Origin of the sequence: Streptomyces sp. NPDC048111, from assembly GCF_043202815.1 — a bacterium.
GTDB lineage: Bacteria > Actinomycetota > Actinomycetes > Streptomycetales > Streptomycetaceae > Streptomyces.
In genome coordinates this window covers 106,054-121,898 of the sequence record NZ_JBIDBD010000017.1, presented here as the reverse complement: position 1 = coordinate 121,898, position 15,845 = coordinate 106,054, and the positions used below count along the sequence as shown (strand labels likewise).

At 72.5% G+C, this 15,845-nt stretch carries 12 protein-coding genes; 4 read left to right on the top strand and 8 right to left on the bottom strand.

Features of this window, described 5'->3' with window-relative positions:
- Nucleotides 1–43 precede the first annotated feature (43 nt).
- Nucleotides 44–1,741: a PQQ-binding-like beta-propeller repeat protein gene (locus tag ACGF3I_RS24525; RefSeq protein ID WP_393135418.1), complete on the bottom strand. Its 1,698-nt coding sequence runs from the start codon at nt 1,739–1,741 to the stop codon at nt 44–46.
- A 348-nt stretch (nt 1,742–2,089) separates the two neighbouring features.
- Nucleotides 2,090–3,895, bottom strand: coding sequence for an ABC-F family ATP-binding cassette domain-containing protein (locus ACGF3I_RS24520; RefSeq protein ID WP_393135416.1), 1,806 nt, complete (start codon nt 3,893–3,895; stop codon nt 2,090–2,092).
- A 122-nt stretch (nt 3,896–4,017) separates the two neighbouring features.
- On the opposite strand from ACGF3I_RS24520, the gene ACGF3I_RS24515 reads away from it, so the two are divergent.
- A complete protein-coding gene (locus tag ACGF3I_RS24515; RefSeq protein ID WP_393135414.1) occupies nt 4,018–4,680 on the top strand; it encodes a lipoprotein in 663 nt (220 codons plus the stop codon).
- Between the two features lie 212 nt (nt 4,681–4,892).
- The gene (locus ACGF3I_RS24510; protein ID WP_393135412.1) at nt 4,893–5,504 is read left to right on the top strand and encodes a Uma2 family endonuclease; all 612 of its coding nucleotides are present in this window, start codon (nt 4,893–4,895) and stop codon (nt 5,502–5,504) included.
- Nucleotides 5,505–5,506: 2 nt separating this feature from the next.
- Here ACGF3I_RS24510 and ACGF3I_RS24505 read toward each other — a convergent pair whose 3' ends face one another.
- The 6 genes from ACGF3I_RS24505 to rsmI all read right to left on the bottom strand — a co-directional run bounded on the left by ACGF3I_RS24505 (nt 5,507) and on the right by rsmI (nt 11,882).
- Nucleotides 5,507–6,403 (bottom strand): 4-(cytidine 5'-diphospho)-2-C-methyl-D-erythritol kinase, encoded by an 897-nt coding sequence (locus ACGF3I_RS24505; protein WP_393135410.1) that lies wholly within the window; start codon nt 6,401–6,403, stop codon nt 5,507–5,509.
- Between the two features lie 640 nt (nt 6,404–7,043).
- Nucleotides 7,044–7,907: a 16S rRNA (adenine(1518)-N(6)/adenine(1519)-N(6))-dimethyltransferase RsmA gene (gene rsmA / locus ACGF3I_RS24500; RefSeq protein WP_393135408.1), complete on the bottom strand. Its 864-nt coding sequence runs from the start codon at nt 7,905–7,907 to the stop codon at nt 7,044–7,046.
- Nucleotides 7,904–9,295 carry a ubiquitin-like domain-containing protein gene (locus ACGF3I_RS24495; protein ID WP_393135406.1) on the bottom strand — a complete coding sequence of 464 codons (1,392 nt, stop codon included), beginning with the start codon at nt 9,293–9,295 and terminating at the stop codon, nt 7,904–7,906. The genes rsmA and ACGF3I_RS24495 overlap by 4 nt, the downstream gene beginning before the upstream one ends.
- Nucleotides 9,296–9,432: 137 nt before the next feature.
- Nucleotides 9,433–10,302, bottom strand: a complete 870-nt coding sequence (locus tag ACGF3I_RS24490) for a TatD family hydrolase (protein ID WP_393135404.1) — start codon at nt 10,300–10,302, stop codon at nt 9,433–9,435.
- Nucleotides 10,303–10,430: 128 nt separating this feature from the next.
- Entirely contained in the window at nt 10,431–10,802 is a 372-nt protein-coding gene (locus ACGF3I_RS24485) for a hypothetical protein (protein ID WP_393135402.1), read from the bottom strand.
- A gap of 192 nt (nt 10,803–10,994) precedes the next feature.
- Nucleotides 10,995–11,882 carry a 16S rRNA (cytidine(1402)-2'-O)-methyltransferase gene (gene rsmI / locus ACGF3I_RS24480; protein WP_393135400.1) on the bottom strand — a complete coding sequence of 296 codons (888 nt, stop codon included), beginning with the start codon at nt 11,880–11,882 and terminating at the stop codon, nt 10,995–10,997.
- 76 nt (nt 11,883–11,958) lie between these two features.
- Here rsmI and ACGF3I_RS24475 point away from each other — a divergent pair, with 76 nt between their 5' ends.
- On the top strand, nt 11,959–13,734 hold the full coding sequence (locus ACGF3I_RS24475; protein WP_393135398.1) for a dolichyl-phosphate-mannose--protein mannosyltransferase: 1,776 nt from the start codon (nt 11,959–11,961) through the stop codon (nt 13,732–13,734).
- A gap of 132 nt (nt 13,735–13,866) precedes the next feature.
- Nucleotides 13,867–15,492 (top strand): penicillin-binding transpeptidase domain-containing protein, encoded by a 1,626-nt coding sequence (locus tag ACGF3I_RS24470; protein ID WP_393135396.1) that lies wholly within the window; start codon nt 13,867–13,869, stop codon nt 15,490–15,492.
- Nucleotides 15,493–15,845 lie beyond the last annotated feature (353 nt).

Here is a 15,845-nt window from a genome sequence, read left to right as displayed (position 1 = left end):
GGGGGAACCTCTGACTGGAGGGCGGGGACGGGGAGTTGGGGCGTCACTTGCCGAAGGACAGCAGGGAGTTGTCCTTCTTGTCGGCCTTGGGGCTGTTCACCCGCCCGTTGAGGACGAAGACGCGCCCGCCCGACCACGCCAGGTGGGGGCTGAAGAAGTTGCGCTCGGTGCCGGACGAGGCCGCGGGGCTCTGCAGGGTGATCTGCGGAGCGCCGCCGGTCGGGGGCAGCGTGGCGATGGCCGCGCCCGCGTCGTCGATGCCCGGCTCGATGTAGAGCACGACCTTGCCGCCGTCCACCGCGAGCGGCTGCATCATGCGGCCCTTGGGCGCCGCCGCGTGCCACTTCTCCTTGCCGGTGCCGAGGTCGATGGCGACCACGTCGTTGCTGCGGCCCTCGCCGAGGTTGGGGCTGTCCTTGCCCTCGGTGGAGATGTAGAGGGTGTTGGCGTCGGCGGCCGTGCCCGAGCAGTTCTGGAGCTCGCGGTCGACGATGCCGAAGCCGCTGCAGTTGGCGGTCAGCTGGGACTTCGAGTCGACCTGCGAGCGGATCTTGCCGTCAGCGGTGAAGGCGGCGATGTTCCACGACTTCTTGTCCTTGTTGGTGGCGTAGACGACCAGCGGGTCCACCGAGTAGACGCGCCGGATCGACCAGCCCTTCTCGTACTGGTAGCCCCACTTGGGCTTGCCGGTGGCCGGGTCGAGCTCCTGCAGCAGCTCCGACTGGGCACCGCCGGAGTTCTTCGGGTCGTTGCAGGTGCCCACGGAGATCAGCCGGGGCCCGCCCGCGAACGCGTCGGAGCTGCAGTTGCCGGTCTTCGGGGTGCCGTAGAGCTTCTTGCCGTCGGTGACGGAGAAGCCGCTCGCGCCGCCCATGCGGGCCAGGGCCACGGTGTTGCCGCTGATCGCCATGTCGAAGCTGACCATGATGTCGAAGGCGTTCTCGGACGGCACCGGGGCCTTCCAGCCCGCCTTGGCCGCCGCCAGGTCCACCATCTGGAGCTGGTTGCACTTGGCGTCCTTGGTGTTGTTCTCCTGGACGCCGAAGACGATCTTTCCGTCCGCGGTGGTGTCGTGCGGGGCGCCGCAGATGGGGGTGTCCAGGGACACCTTCCACTTCTCCTTGCCGTCGGCCACGGCGTAGCCGACGACCTCCTTGTACATCGCCTTGACGACGACGTCGCCCTGGCGCCAGGGGCCGTACTGCTCGGCGCCGTTCTGGGTCAGCGGCGTCTCGTTCTCGTGCAGCCAGACCGGCACCTCGCCCGCCTTGAGGCCGGCGTTGATGTCGTCGGAGTCGCCGCCGCTGCGGCCGTCGCCCTTGCCGTCGCCCTTGTCGACGGTGGGGGATCCGGAGGGCTGTGCGCTGTGGCTCGTGTTGGCGACCGGCTTCTTGTCGTCGTCGCCGCCGCTCGTCGCGAGGTAGACGCCACCGCCGATGACCAGGAGGCCCGCGACCGCGGCGGCCACGATCATCGCGGGCTTGCCCTTGAACGGGTTCTTGCCGCCCCCGCCCTGCGGCGGCATCGGCGCGCCGGGGTACTGCGGCTGGCCCGGGTAGCCGTAACCGCCCTGCTGGGTCTGCGCGTAGGGGTTGCCCTGCGCCGGAGGCTGGCCCGGGGCGCCCGGGTAGCCGTAGCCCGGCTGCGGGGGCGGGCCCTGCGGATGGCCGTAGCCCGGCTGCGGCGGGGGTGCCTGCGGGTAGCCGTAGCCGGGGGCACCGGCCGGCGGGGCCGGGGGCATCTGCGGCGGCTGGGCCGGCGGAGTGGGCGGCGCGGCCGGCATCCGCGGCGGCTGGGGCGGCGGCCCCTGCGGCTGGGCGGGCGGCCCCTGGGGCTGGTCCTGCGGTGCTCCGAAGCCCCCCTGCGGCGGCTGGGAACTGGGCGGCTGGGTCACAGCGAGATACCCCCGAATTTGCGTCTTTGCGTCTTTACGTCAGTCGAACGGAGCTACTTTCTATCACTCGAACGACCGCACGCCACGGGCCGGTCCGCCCCTGTTCCCAAGGGAGAACCGGCCCGTAATGCCGCCGTTACTGAGTCTGTACGCGGTCTCTACGCGAGAACCGCACGGCCTTCGTACGCGTGTGTCTCAGGCTTCCTCGGCCAGTTCGAGCCAGCGCATTTCCAACGCGTCGCGCTCGGTGATCAGTTCACGCAGCTCGGCATCCAGTTTCGCCACCTTCCCGAAGTCCGTGGCGTTATCGGCGATTTGCGCGTGCAGACTGGTCTCGCGCTCATTGATCTTGTTGAGCTGCCGCTCGACCTTCTGGAGCTCCTTCTTCGCGGCGCGGGCGTCCTGCGCCGAGACGGTGCTCGCCGGCCGGGCCGCGGGCGCCGCCGCCACGGCGGGTGCCGCCTCGATCATCCGCCGCCTGCGCTCCAGGTACTCGTCGATGCCGCGCGGCAGCATCCGCAGCGCGGCGTCGCCGAGCAGCGCCCACACGTGGTCGGTGGTCCGCTCGATGAAGAACCGGTCGTGGGAGATGACGACCATGGAGCCGGGCCAGCCGTCGAGGAGGTCCTCCAGCTGGGTCAGGGTCTCGATGTCGAGGTCGTTGGTGGGCTCGTCGAGGAAGAGCACGTTGGGCTCGTCCATGAGCAGGCGCAACAGCTGGAGCCGCCTGCGCTCACCGCCGGAGAGGTCGCCGACCGGCGTCCACTGCTTCTCCTTCGAGAAGCCGAACTGCTCGCAGAGCTGACCCGCCGTCATCTCGCGGCCCTTGCCGAGGTCCACCCGGTCACGGATCTGCTGCACGGCCTCCAACACCCGCAGGGCGGGCGGGAGTTCGGCCACGTCCTGGGAGAGGTAGGCGAGCTTGACGGTCTTGCCGACGACGACCTTGCCCTCGGCCGGCTGCGCCTCGCCCCCGGTGCGCCAGGCCTCGGTGAGGGCGCGCAGCAGCGAGGTCTTGCCGGCGCCGTTCACGCCGACCAGGCCGATGCGGTCACCCGGGCCGAGCTGCCAGGTGAGGTGCTTGAGCAGCAGCTTCTCGCCGGCCTGTACGGTCACGTCCTCCAGGTCGAAGACGGTCTTGCCGAGCCGGGCGTTGGCGAACTTCATCAGCTCGCTGGTGTCGCGCGGCGGCGGCACGTCGGCGATGAGCTCGTTGGCGGCCTCGATGCGGTAGCGCGGCTTGGAGGTGCGCGCCGGGGCGCCCCGGCGCAGCCAGGCCAGCTCCTTGCGCATCAGGTTCTGCCGCTTGGCCTCCTCGGTGGCGGCGATGCGCTCGCGCTCGGCCCGGGCGAAGACGTAGTCGGAGTAACCGCCCTCGTACTCGAACACGGACCCGCGCTGCACGTCCCACATCCGGGTGCAGACCTGGTCGAGGAACCAGCGGTCGTGGGTGACGCAGACGAGGGCGGAGCGGCGGGCCTGGAGGTGGCGGGCGAGCCAGCTGATGCCCTCGACGTCGAGGTGGTTGGTGGGCTCGTCGAGCACGATCAGGTCGGGCTCGCCGATGAGCAGCTTGGCGAGCGCGATGCGGCGCCGCTCGCCGCCGGACAGCGGGGCGATGACGGTGTCCAGGCCCTGGGCGAAGCCCGGCAGGTCGAGTCCGCCGAACAGGCCGGTCAGCACGTCGCGGATCTTGGCGTTGCCGGCCCACTCGTGGTCGGCGAGATCGCCGATGACCTCGTGCCGGACGGTGGCCTGCGGGTCGAGCGAGTCGTGCTGGGTGAGCACGCCGAGCCGCAGCCCGCCCACGTGCGTGACCCGGCCGGTGTCGGGCTCCTCCAGCTGCGCGAGCATCCGGATCAGGGTGGTCTTGCCGTCGCCGTTGCGCCCGACGACCCCGATCCGGTCCCCCTCGGAGACGCCGAGGGAGATCCCGTCGAGCAGGGCACGGGTCCCGTACACCTTGCTGACTGCCTCGACATTGACCAGATTGACGGCCATTTCACTCCTGAGCAGGGGGATGGATCGTCGTCCAGGGTAGTCGCCGCGCGGGGTCGGATAGCGTTCGGTCGGCGATCAAGGGATCGCGGGAGTTCATCGGGGTCGATCAGGGGCGGGGGCTCATGAGGCGGAATGTGGTGCGGGGCGCGGTCGCGGCGGTGCTGGCGGTGGCGGCCTTCGCGGGGTGCGGCACGGAGAAGGACACGGGGCCCGCCGCGGCGGGCTCCACCGGTACGGGTACGTCGGCCGGCCCGGGCCCTTCGGCGGGTTCGACCGGTCCGGGTGCGGCGGCGAAGGCCGGGAGCGTGGGGGCGCCGGGCTCGGCCTGTGTGCTGCCCGCGTCGTTCGACCTGGCGGCGAAGTGGAAGGCGAAGCCGGTCGACGCCGGGGCGGACGACTCGCCCCTGGCGGGGCTGGCCCATCAGGGCCCGTTCACCCTCGCCTGCGAGATCGACGCGAAGCCGGCCGGGAGCGTGGGGTTCCTGCGGGCGTGGACGGGCAGCGCCGCCTCGCCGCGGGCGGCCCTCGAAGCGTTCGTCGGCGCCGAGAAGGGGGCCCGCAAGGCGGCGTACTCGGACGTCCGGGCGGGCGGGCTGCCGGCCGCGGAGGTCGTCTACGAGTCGTACAGCGAGCTGACGGAGGAGTCGAAGCAGGAACACGCCCTGGCCGTGGTCACCCCGAAGGGCACACTCCTGCTCCACCTGGGCGGCGTGGACACCCAGGAACACCGGAAGATGCTGCCGGCGTACGAGCTGGCCAAGGGGAGCGTGCGGGTCGCGAAGTAGGGGGTGGGCGGAGCTGCCCGGTGGGGGCGGCCTGCGCGCTGTGCGGGGGCGGGCCGTGCACGCTGTGCGGGGGCGTGCGCTGTACGGGGGCGTGGGCGCGTCGCCGCCCGCCCGAACGTGCGGCCGAACACCCGGCGACGCGTTCACGCTGCGCGGTGACGTGCTCGGAAAGCGGCGGCTACCGTGGACGGGCAGGCCGAAGAATCCCGTCCATGGGAGGAACCATGACCGCCGCCGAGTCCGTGGAGCACCGCCACCCGTGGCCTGTGCCGCCCAAGGACGGCTACACCGTGGACGACCTGTTCACGCTGCCCGATCTCCCGTCTCACACCGAGCTGATCGACGGGAGCCTGATCTTCGTGAGCCCGCAGCGCTACTTCCACTTCCTCGTGATCGAGCTGTTGATGAAGGGGATGCGCCAAACCCTGCCGCCGGAGCTGAAGGCCGTGCGGGAGATGGCCGTGGTGCTCGACCGGCAGAACGTCCCGGAGCCGGACATCAGCGTGGTCCGCGCGTCCGCGATCACCGGACCCGATCTGACCCGCTTCAGGGCCGAGGACGTCCTGCTGGCCGTCGAAGTCGTCTCCCCCGACTCGGAGTCGCGGGACCGCACGACCAAGCCGCACAAGTACGCAGCCGCGGGCATCCCCAACTACTGGCGGGTGGAGCGGGGCGGGGCGGACGGCAGCCGGCCCGTGATCCACGTCTACGAGCTCGACCCCATGACGCAGGCCTACGTCCACATGGGCATGCAGCGCGAGCAACTCAAGGTCGCCAAGCCGTACGTCATCGAGCTCGACCTCACCGCGGTCGACGAACTCTGAACTCAGGCGCCCGTCACCAGGGTCGTGCCGGGGGCCGGGGACGTGGTCGCACGGGCGGTGCGGCAGGTGCCGGAGGCGATGAGGGCCTGCGCGATCCGGGCCGCCGCGTCGGCGTCCGCACACAGGAAGGCCGTGGTCGGGCCCGAGCCGGAGACCAGGGCGGCCAGGGCTCCGGCCGCCGTCCCGGCCGCGAGGGTGTCCGCGAGGGCGGGGCGCAGCGAGAGCGCGGCGGCCTGGAGGTCGTTGCTGAGGGCGGCCGCGAGCGCCTTCGCGTCGCCGGTGCGCAGGGCGTCGATGAGGTCCGGGGCGGCGGCCGGGGCGGGGGCGTCCGGGCTGAGGCGGTCGAACTCGCGGTAGACGGCCGGGGTGGAGAGTCCGCCGTCGGCGACCGCGAACACCCAGTGGAAGGTTCCGCCGACCTCCAGAGGGGCGAGCCGCTCGCCGCGTCCGGTGCCGAGGGCCGCGCCGCCGACCAGGCTGAAGGGGACGTCGCTGCCCAACTCGGCGCAGATGTCCAGGAGTTCGGCCCGGGTGGCCCGGGTGTCCCACAGGGCGTCGCAGGCCACGAGGGCCGCCGCGCCGTCAGCGCTGCCGCCGGCCATGCCGCCCGCGACGGGGATGTCCTTGTCGATGTGGAGGTGCACGCGGGGCTCGATGCCGTGCCGGGCGGCGAGGAGTTCCGCGGCGCGGGCGGCCAGGTTGGTGCGGTCCAGGGGGACCTGGTCCGCGTCCGGGCCGGTGCAGGTGATGCGGAGTTCGTCGGCGGGGGTTGCCGTGACGGTGTCGTGGAGGGCGACGGCGAGGAAGACGTTGGCGAGGTCGTGGTAGCCGTCCGGGCGGGCGGGGCCCACGCTCAGCTGGGCGTTGACCTTGGCGGGGGCTTGGGCGGTGACGGTCACGGGGCTCCTTCGGCTCGGCCCCCCATTTTCCCCCACCCCGCGGGGGCGCCTGCCCACCCGCCCGCGGGTGACGAGGGGTGCCGGGGTTGAGCCCCTGGGGCTCCGCCCCAGACCCCGAGGGGGCTTGCCCAACGGCGGGTTGGATGGGTCCGGCCCCTGGGGCTGCGCCCCAGACCCCCCGAGGGGCTCCGCCCCTCGAACCCCGGCGGGGCTCCGCCCCCTGCACCCCTGCTCAGGGGCTGCGCCCCCGAACCCCCCATCGCGCCTGAACGGCGCTCGTCCTCAAACGCCGGACGGGCTGAGGTGGCCTGCGCGGGCCAGCACCGTCCCGCCAAGGGGCGCGGGGAACTGCGCAAGGCAGGCCGCACACGACATGCGGGCGGGCACCAGCCCTGCCAGGGGCGCGAGGAACTGCGCGAGAAGCGAGCACGGTCCGCACATGACCGGGGGTTGAGGGGGCGCGGGGAACTGCGCAAACCCCCGGGCACCCAGCACCCCCAGGGGCGCGGGGAACTGCGCGAGAAGCGAGCACGGTCCGCAGCCCACCTACTCCCCCGGAGGGTTTCGGGAAGGGGCGGGGAGGGGCGACCCAGGCCAGGGCCGCCAAGACCCAGCGCCACCAAAGCCAACCCCCAGGGCCCTACCGGGGACGGTGCTCCGCGATCGCCGCGAACTGGTCCACCGTCAACCCCTCCCCCCGCTCCTGCGGCGAAACCCCCGCCCCCACCAGGGCCGCCTCCGCCGCCGCGGGCGACCCCGCCCAGCCCGACAGGGCCGCTCGCAGGGTCTTGCGGCGTTGGGCGAATGCCGCGTCGATGACCGCGAACACCTCCGACTTGCTCGCCGTCGTCGCCACCGGGGCGGAGCGGCGGACCAGGGACACGAGGCCCGAGTCGACGTTCGGCGCGGGCCAGAACACGTTCCGGCCGATCGAGCCGGCCCGCTTCACGTCCGCGTACCAGTTCGCCTTGACCGACGGCACCCCGTACACCTTGTTGCCCGGCTTCGCCGCGAGGCGGTCGGCGACCTCCGCCTGGACCATGACCAGGGTGCGCTCGATGCTCGGGAAGCGGTCGAGCATGTGGAGCAGGACGGGGACCGCCACGTTGTACGGCAGGTTCGCGACCAGCGCGGTGGGCGGCGGGCCCGGCAGGTCCTGGACGAGCATCGCGTCGGAGTGGACCAGCGAGAAGCGGTGGGCGCGCGCGGGCATCCGCGCCTCGATGGTCGCGGGCAGCGCGGCGGCGAGGGTGTCGTCGATCTCGACGGCCACCACCCGCTCGGCGGCCTCCAGGAGCGCCAGGGTGAGCGAGCCGAGACCCGGCCCCACCTCCACCACCACGTCGTCGGGGCGGACCTCGGCGGTCCGCACGATCCGGCGGACCGTGTTGGCGTCGATCACGAAGTTCTGGCCGCGCTGCTTGGTGGGGCGTACGCCAAGCGCTGCGGCCAGTTCACGGATGTCGGCGGGGGTAAGGAGTGCGTCGGGCTCAGTGGTGCTCACCGATACAGCCTACGGCCGCAGTGCGGCCACGGGCTCGACCCCCGGGTCACGAAGAGCTTCTTGGCCCGGAAGGTCTGCTCGGCGGCGGGCGCCTGCTCGGCCCGGCCGCTGCCGCCGAGCGCGTGCCAGGTGCCCGGGTCGAACTGGTAGAGCCCGCCGTAGGTGCCCGACGGGTCGAGGGCGCGGGGCCGTCCGCCCGACTCGCAGTGGGCCAGGCCGCTCCAGTTGAGGTGGTCGGCGCCGCCCACCGAGGAGGGCAGCGCCTTGGTGCCGACCTTGATCCGCTCGGTGACGGGCCGGCGCACGACCTCCTCCGCGATCTTCTTCGGCCTCTGCCGGACGCCGTTGACGGTGCGCAGCGCGTAGGTGACCCGGCGGGCACCCTTCTCGCCCTGGCGGACCACGAGCTGGGTGCCCGCGAAGAGGTCCGGGTCCTTGGTCTTCTCGACCGCGAAGGGGATCGCCTCCTCGCGCACCTCCTTGGTGCCGCTGATCCGCATCACGGTGACGGTCTGTCCGTCGCGCGGGAAGGAGGAGGGCGGCACCGAGGTGGTGTCCTGGCCCCGGAGCGAGAGGCCCGCCTCGGTCAGGGCCTCGGCGACGGTGGCCGCGTTGGTGCGCAGGGTGCGTTCGCGCCCGTCCGCGAGGAAGGTCACCGAGCGTTCGGTGCGGACGTCGAGGGCGAGCCCGGCCCGGCCGATCTCCGAGGAGCGGGACGCCGACAGATAGGCGCCCTCGGCCCGTACGCCGAGCTGGCGCAGGGCGCCCTCCACGGTGCGGGCGGTGGTCCACACCTGGCGGCGCTGCCCGTCGAGGGTGAGCTGTACGGGGCGGCCGTAACGCACCACGACCTCGTCGCCGCCGCTGAGGTCGGCGTCGCGGCCGGGGGCGACGATGTCGTGCGCCCCGACCGGCACGTGCTCGTCGGCGAGGAGTTCCTCGACGCTGCCGGCGAAGGTGTGCATGGTGCGCGGCACGCCGTCCACGGTCAGCTTGACGGCCTTGTCGCTGACCAGGAACGCGGAGGTGCCGCCCGCGAGGAACGCGACGACCAGGGCCTGCGGGACCAGGCGGCGCAGCGTGTCGGGCCCCGCGCCCGCGGTCCTGCGGCGCCGGGCGGCCCGCCGGGCCCCGGCCCGCCCGCCGGGGTCGGCACCCGGACCGGACTCCGCCCGCGTGGACCCGTCGCCGCGCGGCTCGGGGACCGGGAGCGGGGCGATCCACGTCTCCTGGTCGGCGAAGGCCCGCGCGCCGGGGTCCGCGGACGTGCGCGGCGCGGGCGGCGCGTACGCGGGGTTTGCCCGGTCGGCGTACCCGGGCGGGGGCGTGGCGGTCGCGGCGCGATGGCCGCCGCGTGCGGCGCGGTGACTGCCCTGCGAATTGCTCACGACGCTCCAGGGGTCCGGTCCTGTGGTGCGGGCCGGGACACTAGCGGAGCGGCGGTCACTCTCCAAAGCGGCTCGACCACGCTGTGTCGTGACGCTACCCTGCGCGCCGCCCCGCGACGGGCGCCTTTCGTTGCCTCTCAGTAATCAAACGCGCGCGCGGTGTTGTCGGCGATCGCCGCGGCCAGCACGTCTTCCCCGACCCCCCGCACGGCCGCCATGGCGCGCACCGTGACCGGAATGAGATACGGCGCGTTGGGCCGTCCGCGGTACGGCGCCGGTGTGAGGAACGGCGCGTCGGTCTCCACGAGAACGAGTTCTTGCGGGGCCACGGCGAGCGCGTCCCTGAGCGGCTGGGCGTTTTTGAAGGTCATGTTTCCCGCGAAGGACATGAAGTACCCGGATTTCGCGCAGAGTTCGGCCATTTCCGCGTCGCCGGAATAACAGTGGAAGACGGTCCGTTCGGGGGCGCCTTCCTCGCGCAGAATGCGCAGCACATCGGCGTGTGCCTCGCGATCGTGGATGACGAGCGCCTTGCCGTGCCGTTTGGCGATCTCGATGTGCGCCCGGAAGGACCGCTCCTGGGCGGCCTTGCCCCCGGGTCCGGTGCGGAAGTGATCGAGGCCGGTCTCGCCGACCGCCTTCACCCAGGGCAGCGCCGCGAGCCGCTCGATCTCGGCGAGCGCCTCGTCGAGGGCGCCCTCGCCGCCGGGCCCGCGGGCGCCCTGGCGCGACCAGCCGTCGGGGTCGCCGTGGACGATGCGGGGCGCCTCGTTGGGGTGCAGGGCGACGGCCGCGTGGACCGGCTCGTACGCCCGGGCGGTGTCCGCGGCCCACTGGGAGCCCTTCACGTCACAGCCCACCTGGACCACGGTGGTGACGCCGACGGCCGCGGCCTTGTGCAGGGCCTGTTCGACCGTGCCGTCCTGCATGTCGAGGTGGGTGTGCGAATCGGCCACCGCCACCGCGAGCGGTTCGGGCAGCGGGGGCGGGGCATCCTTGGCGCTCATGGCGCCGATCCTACGAAAGGCGCGCGCCGCCCGGTCGGGCGCGGGCGGTCACGTACGCCCCCGCCCCGCGCGGCGGGTCGGTCACGTACGCCCCGGCCCCGCGCGGCGGGTCGGTCACGCGCTCCCGGTCACTTGCGGTGGAAGGGATGCAGCAGGTCCGACAGGTGCCAGTGGTGCTCCGGCTTCACGTCGGCGGCGTCGGCCCCGCCCTGGGGGGCGGGCTGCGTCGGGGCGGGCGCCCGGTACTGGATCATCCCCTGCTGGGCGGAGGACACCCGGCCCGAGCGCATGATGCGCACCACGTGCCCGCCGCAGTTGAGGCAGGTGGGGGCGGACAGCGGGGACGGCACCCGGTCGCCGTTGGCCTTGTATATGACGAATGCCTGGCCAGTGGCGTCTACGTGGTGCTCTATCTCGTACGCCTGTTCCCAGCCGTATCCGCACCTCATGCACGCGAAGGCGTACGCCTCGTGTGCCGTGGTCTCTGCGATCTCACTCATGTGCCGGCTCCTCTTGTCCGCTGGACAAGCTCTTGCGAGCGCTCTTGCGAGCGGGGGCGAAAAGGTCCCCGATCCAGGAGACGCCTTTCGCTGCCAAAACGCATCAGGTGCTGTCGAGAGTTGGTGGGGACTTGGCCTTTCCTAGAGCTGCGCCCTTTTGTCCGCCCTGGTGCGCGGCCTGCGTTTTACTTTTTACGATAGTCCTTTACCGTCCGCGGGGCTCTGACGTGCCGCGTTCTTTGCCGCGACCACCGCGTCGAACACCTCGCGCTTGGGTAGACCGGTCTCGGCGGCGACCGCCGCAATGGCCTCCTTACGCCGCTCGCCCGCCTCCTCGCGCACCTGCACCCGCCGCACCAGCTCGGCCGCGTCGAGGTCGGACGGCCCGCTCTCCGGGGCGCCCTCGACCACCACCGTGATCTCGCCGCGCACGCCCTCGGCCGCCCACACCGCGAGGTCCTTCAGCGGGCCGCGCTTGACCTCCTCGTACGTCTTGGTCAGTTCACGGCACACCGCCGCGCGCCGCTCGGCGCCGAACACCTCGGCCATCGCGGCAAGGGTGTCGTCCAGGCGGTGCGGGGCCTCGAAGTAGACGAGCGTGCGCCGCTCGTCCGCGACCTCGCGCAGGCGGCCCAGGCGCTCGCCCGCCTTGCGCGGCAGGAAGCCCTCGAAGCAGAAGCGGTCCACGGGAAGGCCGGACAGCGCGAGCGCGGTGAGCACCGCAGAGGGCCCCGGCACCGCCGTGACCTTGATGTCCTTCTCGACGCAGGCCGCGACCAGGCGGTAGCCCGGGTCGGACACCGACGGCATGCCCGCGTCCGTCACGAGCAGCACCCGCGAGCCGTTCTCGAGGGCCTCGACGAGTTCGGGGGTGCGCGCCGACTCGTTGCCCTCGAAGTAGGACACGACCCTGCCCCGGGTGTGCACCCCGAGCGCCTGGGTGAGGCGGCGCAGGCGCCGGGTGTCCTCGGCGGCCACGACGTCGGCCCGCTCCAGTTCGGCGGCGAGCCGGGGCGGGGCGTCCGCGGTGTCGCCGATGGGGGTGCCTGCGAGTACGAGTGTTCCGGTCACACCGACCATCCTCGCAGCCCGGCGGGTCCGGGACCGCCGGGCCCGGCCACGGGACTCCCACAGCCCGGTTCCCTACGATGGCGCGGTGACCAGTACTGCGCCACAGACCCTGACGGGCCAAGAAGCCGGGGACGAACCGCCCTCCTGGCCGCACCGCATGCGCCGGTTCGGCCATGTCGCGCGGCCAAGGACCGGACTGCGCGAGCGTCTGGTGCCGCCGTTCGCCCGGCCATCGGGCCAGCTGGTGGCGGTCCTCGGCATCGGTCCCGAGGGCGCGGCGCGCCTGGTGCGCTGGGCGGCGTGGGCGGGGCCGCTCCTGGTGACCCTGGTCGCGGGCGTCATGCGGTTCTGGCACCTGGGTTCCCCGCACGCGGTGATATTCGACGAGACGTACTACGCCAAGGACGCCTGGGCGCTCATCAACCACGGCTACGAGGGCGACTGGCCGAAGGACATCGACAAGTCGATCCTCGCCAACCCGGACCTCATCTCGGTGCCGACCGCGCCGGGCTACGTGGTGCACCCGCCGGTCGGCAAGTACCTGATCGGCATCGGCGAGAAGCTGTTCGGCTTCACGCCGTTCGGCTGGCGCTTCATGGTCGCGGTGCTCGGCACCCTGTCGGTGCTGCTGCTGTGCCGGATCGGGCGCAGGCTGTTCCGCTCGACGTTCCTCGGCTGCCTGGCGGGCACCCTGCTCGCGGTCGACGGCCTCCACTTCGTGATGAGCCGCACCGCGCTGCTCGACACCGTCCTGATGTTCTTCGTGCTCGCCGCGTTCGGCTGCCTCCTGGTGGACCGCGACCGTACGCGGGCCCGGCTCGCGGCCGCGCTGCCCGAGGACGAAACCGGGCAACTGCGCCCGGACGCCGGGATCGCGGCGTCGCTGCGCTTCGGGTGGCGGCCCTGGCGGCTCGCGGCCGGGGTCATGCTGGGCCTGGCCTGCGGCACCAAGTGGAACGGCCTGTACGTCCTGGTCTTCTTCTGTGTGATGACCGTCCTGTGGGACGCCGGTGCCCGGCGCGTCGCGGGCGCGCACAGTCCCTACCGGGCAGTGCTGCGCCGGGACGCCCCCTGGGCGTTCCTGTCCACGGTGCCGGTCGCGCTCGCCACGTACATGGTGACCTGGACGGGCTGGTTCGCCACCGACAAGGGTTACGGGCGGCACTGGGCGGACGGCCGCGCGGGCCTGTCCCCCGACCACGTCAAGCTGCCGCTCCTCGGCACCCTCGACCACCTGCCCCAGTTCGACCTGAGCTGGGTGCCGGCCTCGCTGCGCAGCTTCTGGCACTACGAGACCGAGGTCTACAGCTTCCACGTCGGCCTCACCGAGGGCCACACCTACCAGTCGAACCCGTGGAGCTGGCTGGTGCTGGGCCGGCCGGTCTCGTACTACTACGAGAGCCCCGACCCGGGCACCGGCGGCTGCCCCTCGGGGGCCGGCGGCAAGTGCGCCTCGGAGGTCCTCGCGCTCGGCACCCCGCTGCTCTGGTGGGCCGGCTGCTTCGCGGTCCTGTACGTGCTGTGGCGCTGGTTCTTCCGGCGCGACTGGCGGGCGGGCGCCATCGCGTGCGGCATCGCGGCGGGCTACCTGCCGTGGTTCCTGTACCAGGAGCGGACGATCTTCTTCTTCTACGCGGTCGTCTTCGTGCCGTTCCTGTGTCTGGCCGTGACGATGATGATCGGGGCGATCGTGGGGCCGCCGGGCACACCGGAGCGGCGCCGGGCGGTCGGGGTGATCGGGGCCGGGGTGCTCGTTCTGCTCATCATCTGGAACTTCGTGTACTTCTGGCCGATCTACACCGGTACGCCCATTCCGCTGGACGGCTGGCGCAGCCGGATGTGGCTGGACACCTGGGTGTGACGCCGGTCGCGTTCAGGTAACCGTTCGGACAACTGCCGGACCCGGTGTCACTCCCGTCCCGTAGAGTCACCCGGACGTGACCCTTGAACACGTTCAAGAGGTTCGGGGGCTCCTGGGGAGGGGAACAGCGGGATGCGCAGCGGAGCGAAGGCGGCCATCGTCGGCGGGGTGTTCGTGGTGGCCGCCGGCGGTGTGGCGTACGGGGCCTACACGATGGTGGGCGGGGGCGACGACACGGGCCCGGGCGGGACGCACACCCAAGGGGCGCCGGCCCGTACCGGACCGCTGGGGGCGGACGAGATCAAGGAGGCCTCCACCGGCTTCCTCCAGGCCTGGGCCAAGGGCGACGCGCCGGCGGCGGCGGCCCTGACCAACAACCAGGCGGACGCCTCGGCGGCGCTGACCGGCTTCCGCGACCAGGCGCACATCACGAACGTGACGGTCACGCCGGGCGCGCCCAACGGCGCGGTCGTGCCCTACACGGTCAAGGCCGAGGTCTCGCTCGGCGGCAGGAGCGCGCCGCTGTCCTACGCCTCCCAACTCACCGTCGTACGCGGCCAGAACACGCACCGGGCGCTCGTGGACTGGCAGCCCGCGGTGCTGCACCCGCAGCTGAAGAAGGGCGAGCACCTGGTGACCGACCAGGCGCGGAACCCGGAGATCGAGGCCGTCGACTACAAGGACCGGCCGCTGAGCAAGGACGCTTTCCCCTCGCTCGGCGCGATCCTGGACGGGCTGCGCGAGAAGTACGGCGACAAGGTGAACGGCACGCCCGGTGTCGAGCTGCGGATCGAGGGCGAGGGCACCTCGGCGCGCACCCTGGTCACCCTCCAGAAGGGCACCCCCGGCAAGCTGCGCACGACCCTCGACGCCGATGTGCAGGCCGCCGCGGAGAAGGCGGTCAAGCGCTTCGGCGAGTCGTCGGTGGTGGCGGTGAAGCCCAGCACCGGGGAGATACGGGCGGTCGCCGACAACCGGAACGACAAGTTCCCGGCCTCGCTCCAGGGGCGGGTCGCCCCCGGCTCGACGATGAAGATCGTCACGGCGGCGATGCTGATCGAAAAGGGCAAGGCCGCCGCCGACAGGCCCACCGAGTGCCCGTCCGACGTGTTGTGGCAGGGCGTCACCTTCCACAACCTCGACAACTTCTCGCTGGACAACAAGCCCTTCTCGATGAGCTTCGCCAAGTCGTGCAACACCGCCTTCATCAAGCTCGTCGACGACGTGAAGGACGACGGGGCGCTGGGGCGCGTCGCGGCCAATTACTTCGGCATCGGCCAGGACTGGAAGGTCGGCGTGCCGTCCTTCGACGGCAGCGTGCCCGCGTCGGTGGGTGCCGAGACGGCGGCGGCCTACATCGGGCAGGGCAAGGTGCAGATGAGCCCGCTCGACATGGCGTCCGTCGCGGCGACCGCGGAGTCGGGGCGCTTCCGTCAGCCGGTGATCGTGCCGCAGTCCCTGGACGGCCGCGAGCTGGCCAAGGCCGACCCGCTGCCGGCCGGGATCGCCGCGCAGCTGCGCGAGATGATGCACATCACCGCGACGGCGCCGTACGGGACGGCCACCCGGGCGATGGCGGGGGTGGGGGGTGCCAAGGGGGCTAAGACGGGGTCCGCGGAGAAGGATGGGCAGAACAAGTCGGACAGCTGGTTCACGGGGTACAGCGATGATCTTGCTGCTGCCGCCTTGGTGCAGTCCGGGGGGCATGGGGGGGATGCGGCCGGCCCGATCGTGGCCACCGTCCTCCGCGCCGGCTGACCTCGGCCCCCAACTCCCTTGGAACGCAGGTCCATTCACTCGGCGCCGCCCAGCCCCCAACCCCCTAGGGGCGCGGGGAACTGCGCGACCAGCCACGCACGATCTGCGGACGACTGCGAAGGTCAGCCCCCCAGGGGTGCGGGGAACTGCGCGACCAGCCACGCACGGCCCGCGGACGAAGGTGCCCGGCACCGGGGTGCACGCTTCCGCGGGTGCGTGGTCGACTGCGGCTCGTCGTGGGCCGGTCGCGCAGTTCCCCGCGCCCCTGTAGGTGGACCAGCGCCCAACCCCCTCGGCCCGCCCCGGCAAGCCCCCGCGAGGCCTTCGCGGGGGGCTCGGGCACCATGGGGGGA

Coding starts and splice junctions, on each gene's coding strand:
- ACGF3I_RS24525 (WP_393135418.1), bottom strand. CDS start 1,741: ATGCCCCCGGCCCCGCCGGCCGGTGCCCCCGGCTACGGCTACCCGCAG.
- ACGF3I_RS24520 (WP_393135416.1), bottom strand. CDS start 3,895: ATGGCCGTCAATCTGGTCAATGTCGAGGCAGTCAGCAAGGTGTACGGG.
- ACGF3I_RS24515 (WP_393135414.1), top strand. CDS start 4,018: ATGAGGCGGAATGTGGTGCGGGGCGCGGTCGCGGCGGTGCTGGCGGTG.
- ACGF3I_RS24510 (WP_393135412.1), top strand. CDS start 4,893: ATGGGAGGAACCATGACCGCCGCCGAGTCCGTGGAGCACCGCCACCCG.
- ACGF3I_RS24490 (WP_393135404.1), bottom strand. CDS start 10,302: ATGAGCGCCAAGGATGCCCCGCCCCCGCTGCCCGAACCGCTCGCGGTG.
- ACGF3I_RS24485 (WP_393135402.1), bottom strand. CDS start 10,802: ATGAGTGAGATCGCAGAGACCACGGCACACGAGGCGTACGCCTTCGCG.
- rsmI (WP_393135400.1), bottom strand. CDS start 11,882: ATGGTCGGTGTGACCGGAACACTCGTACTCGCAGGCACCCCCATCGGC.
- ACGF3I_RS24470 (WP_393135396.1), top strand. CDS start 13,867: ATGCGCAGCGGAGCGAAGGCGGCCATCGTCGGCGGGGTGTTCGTGGTG.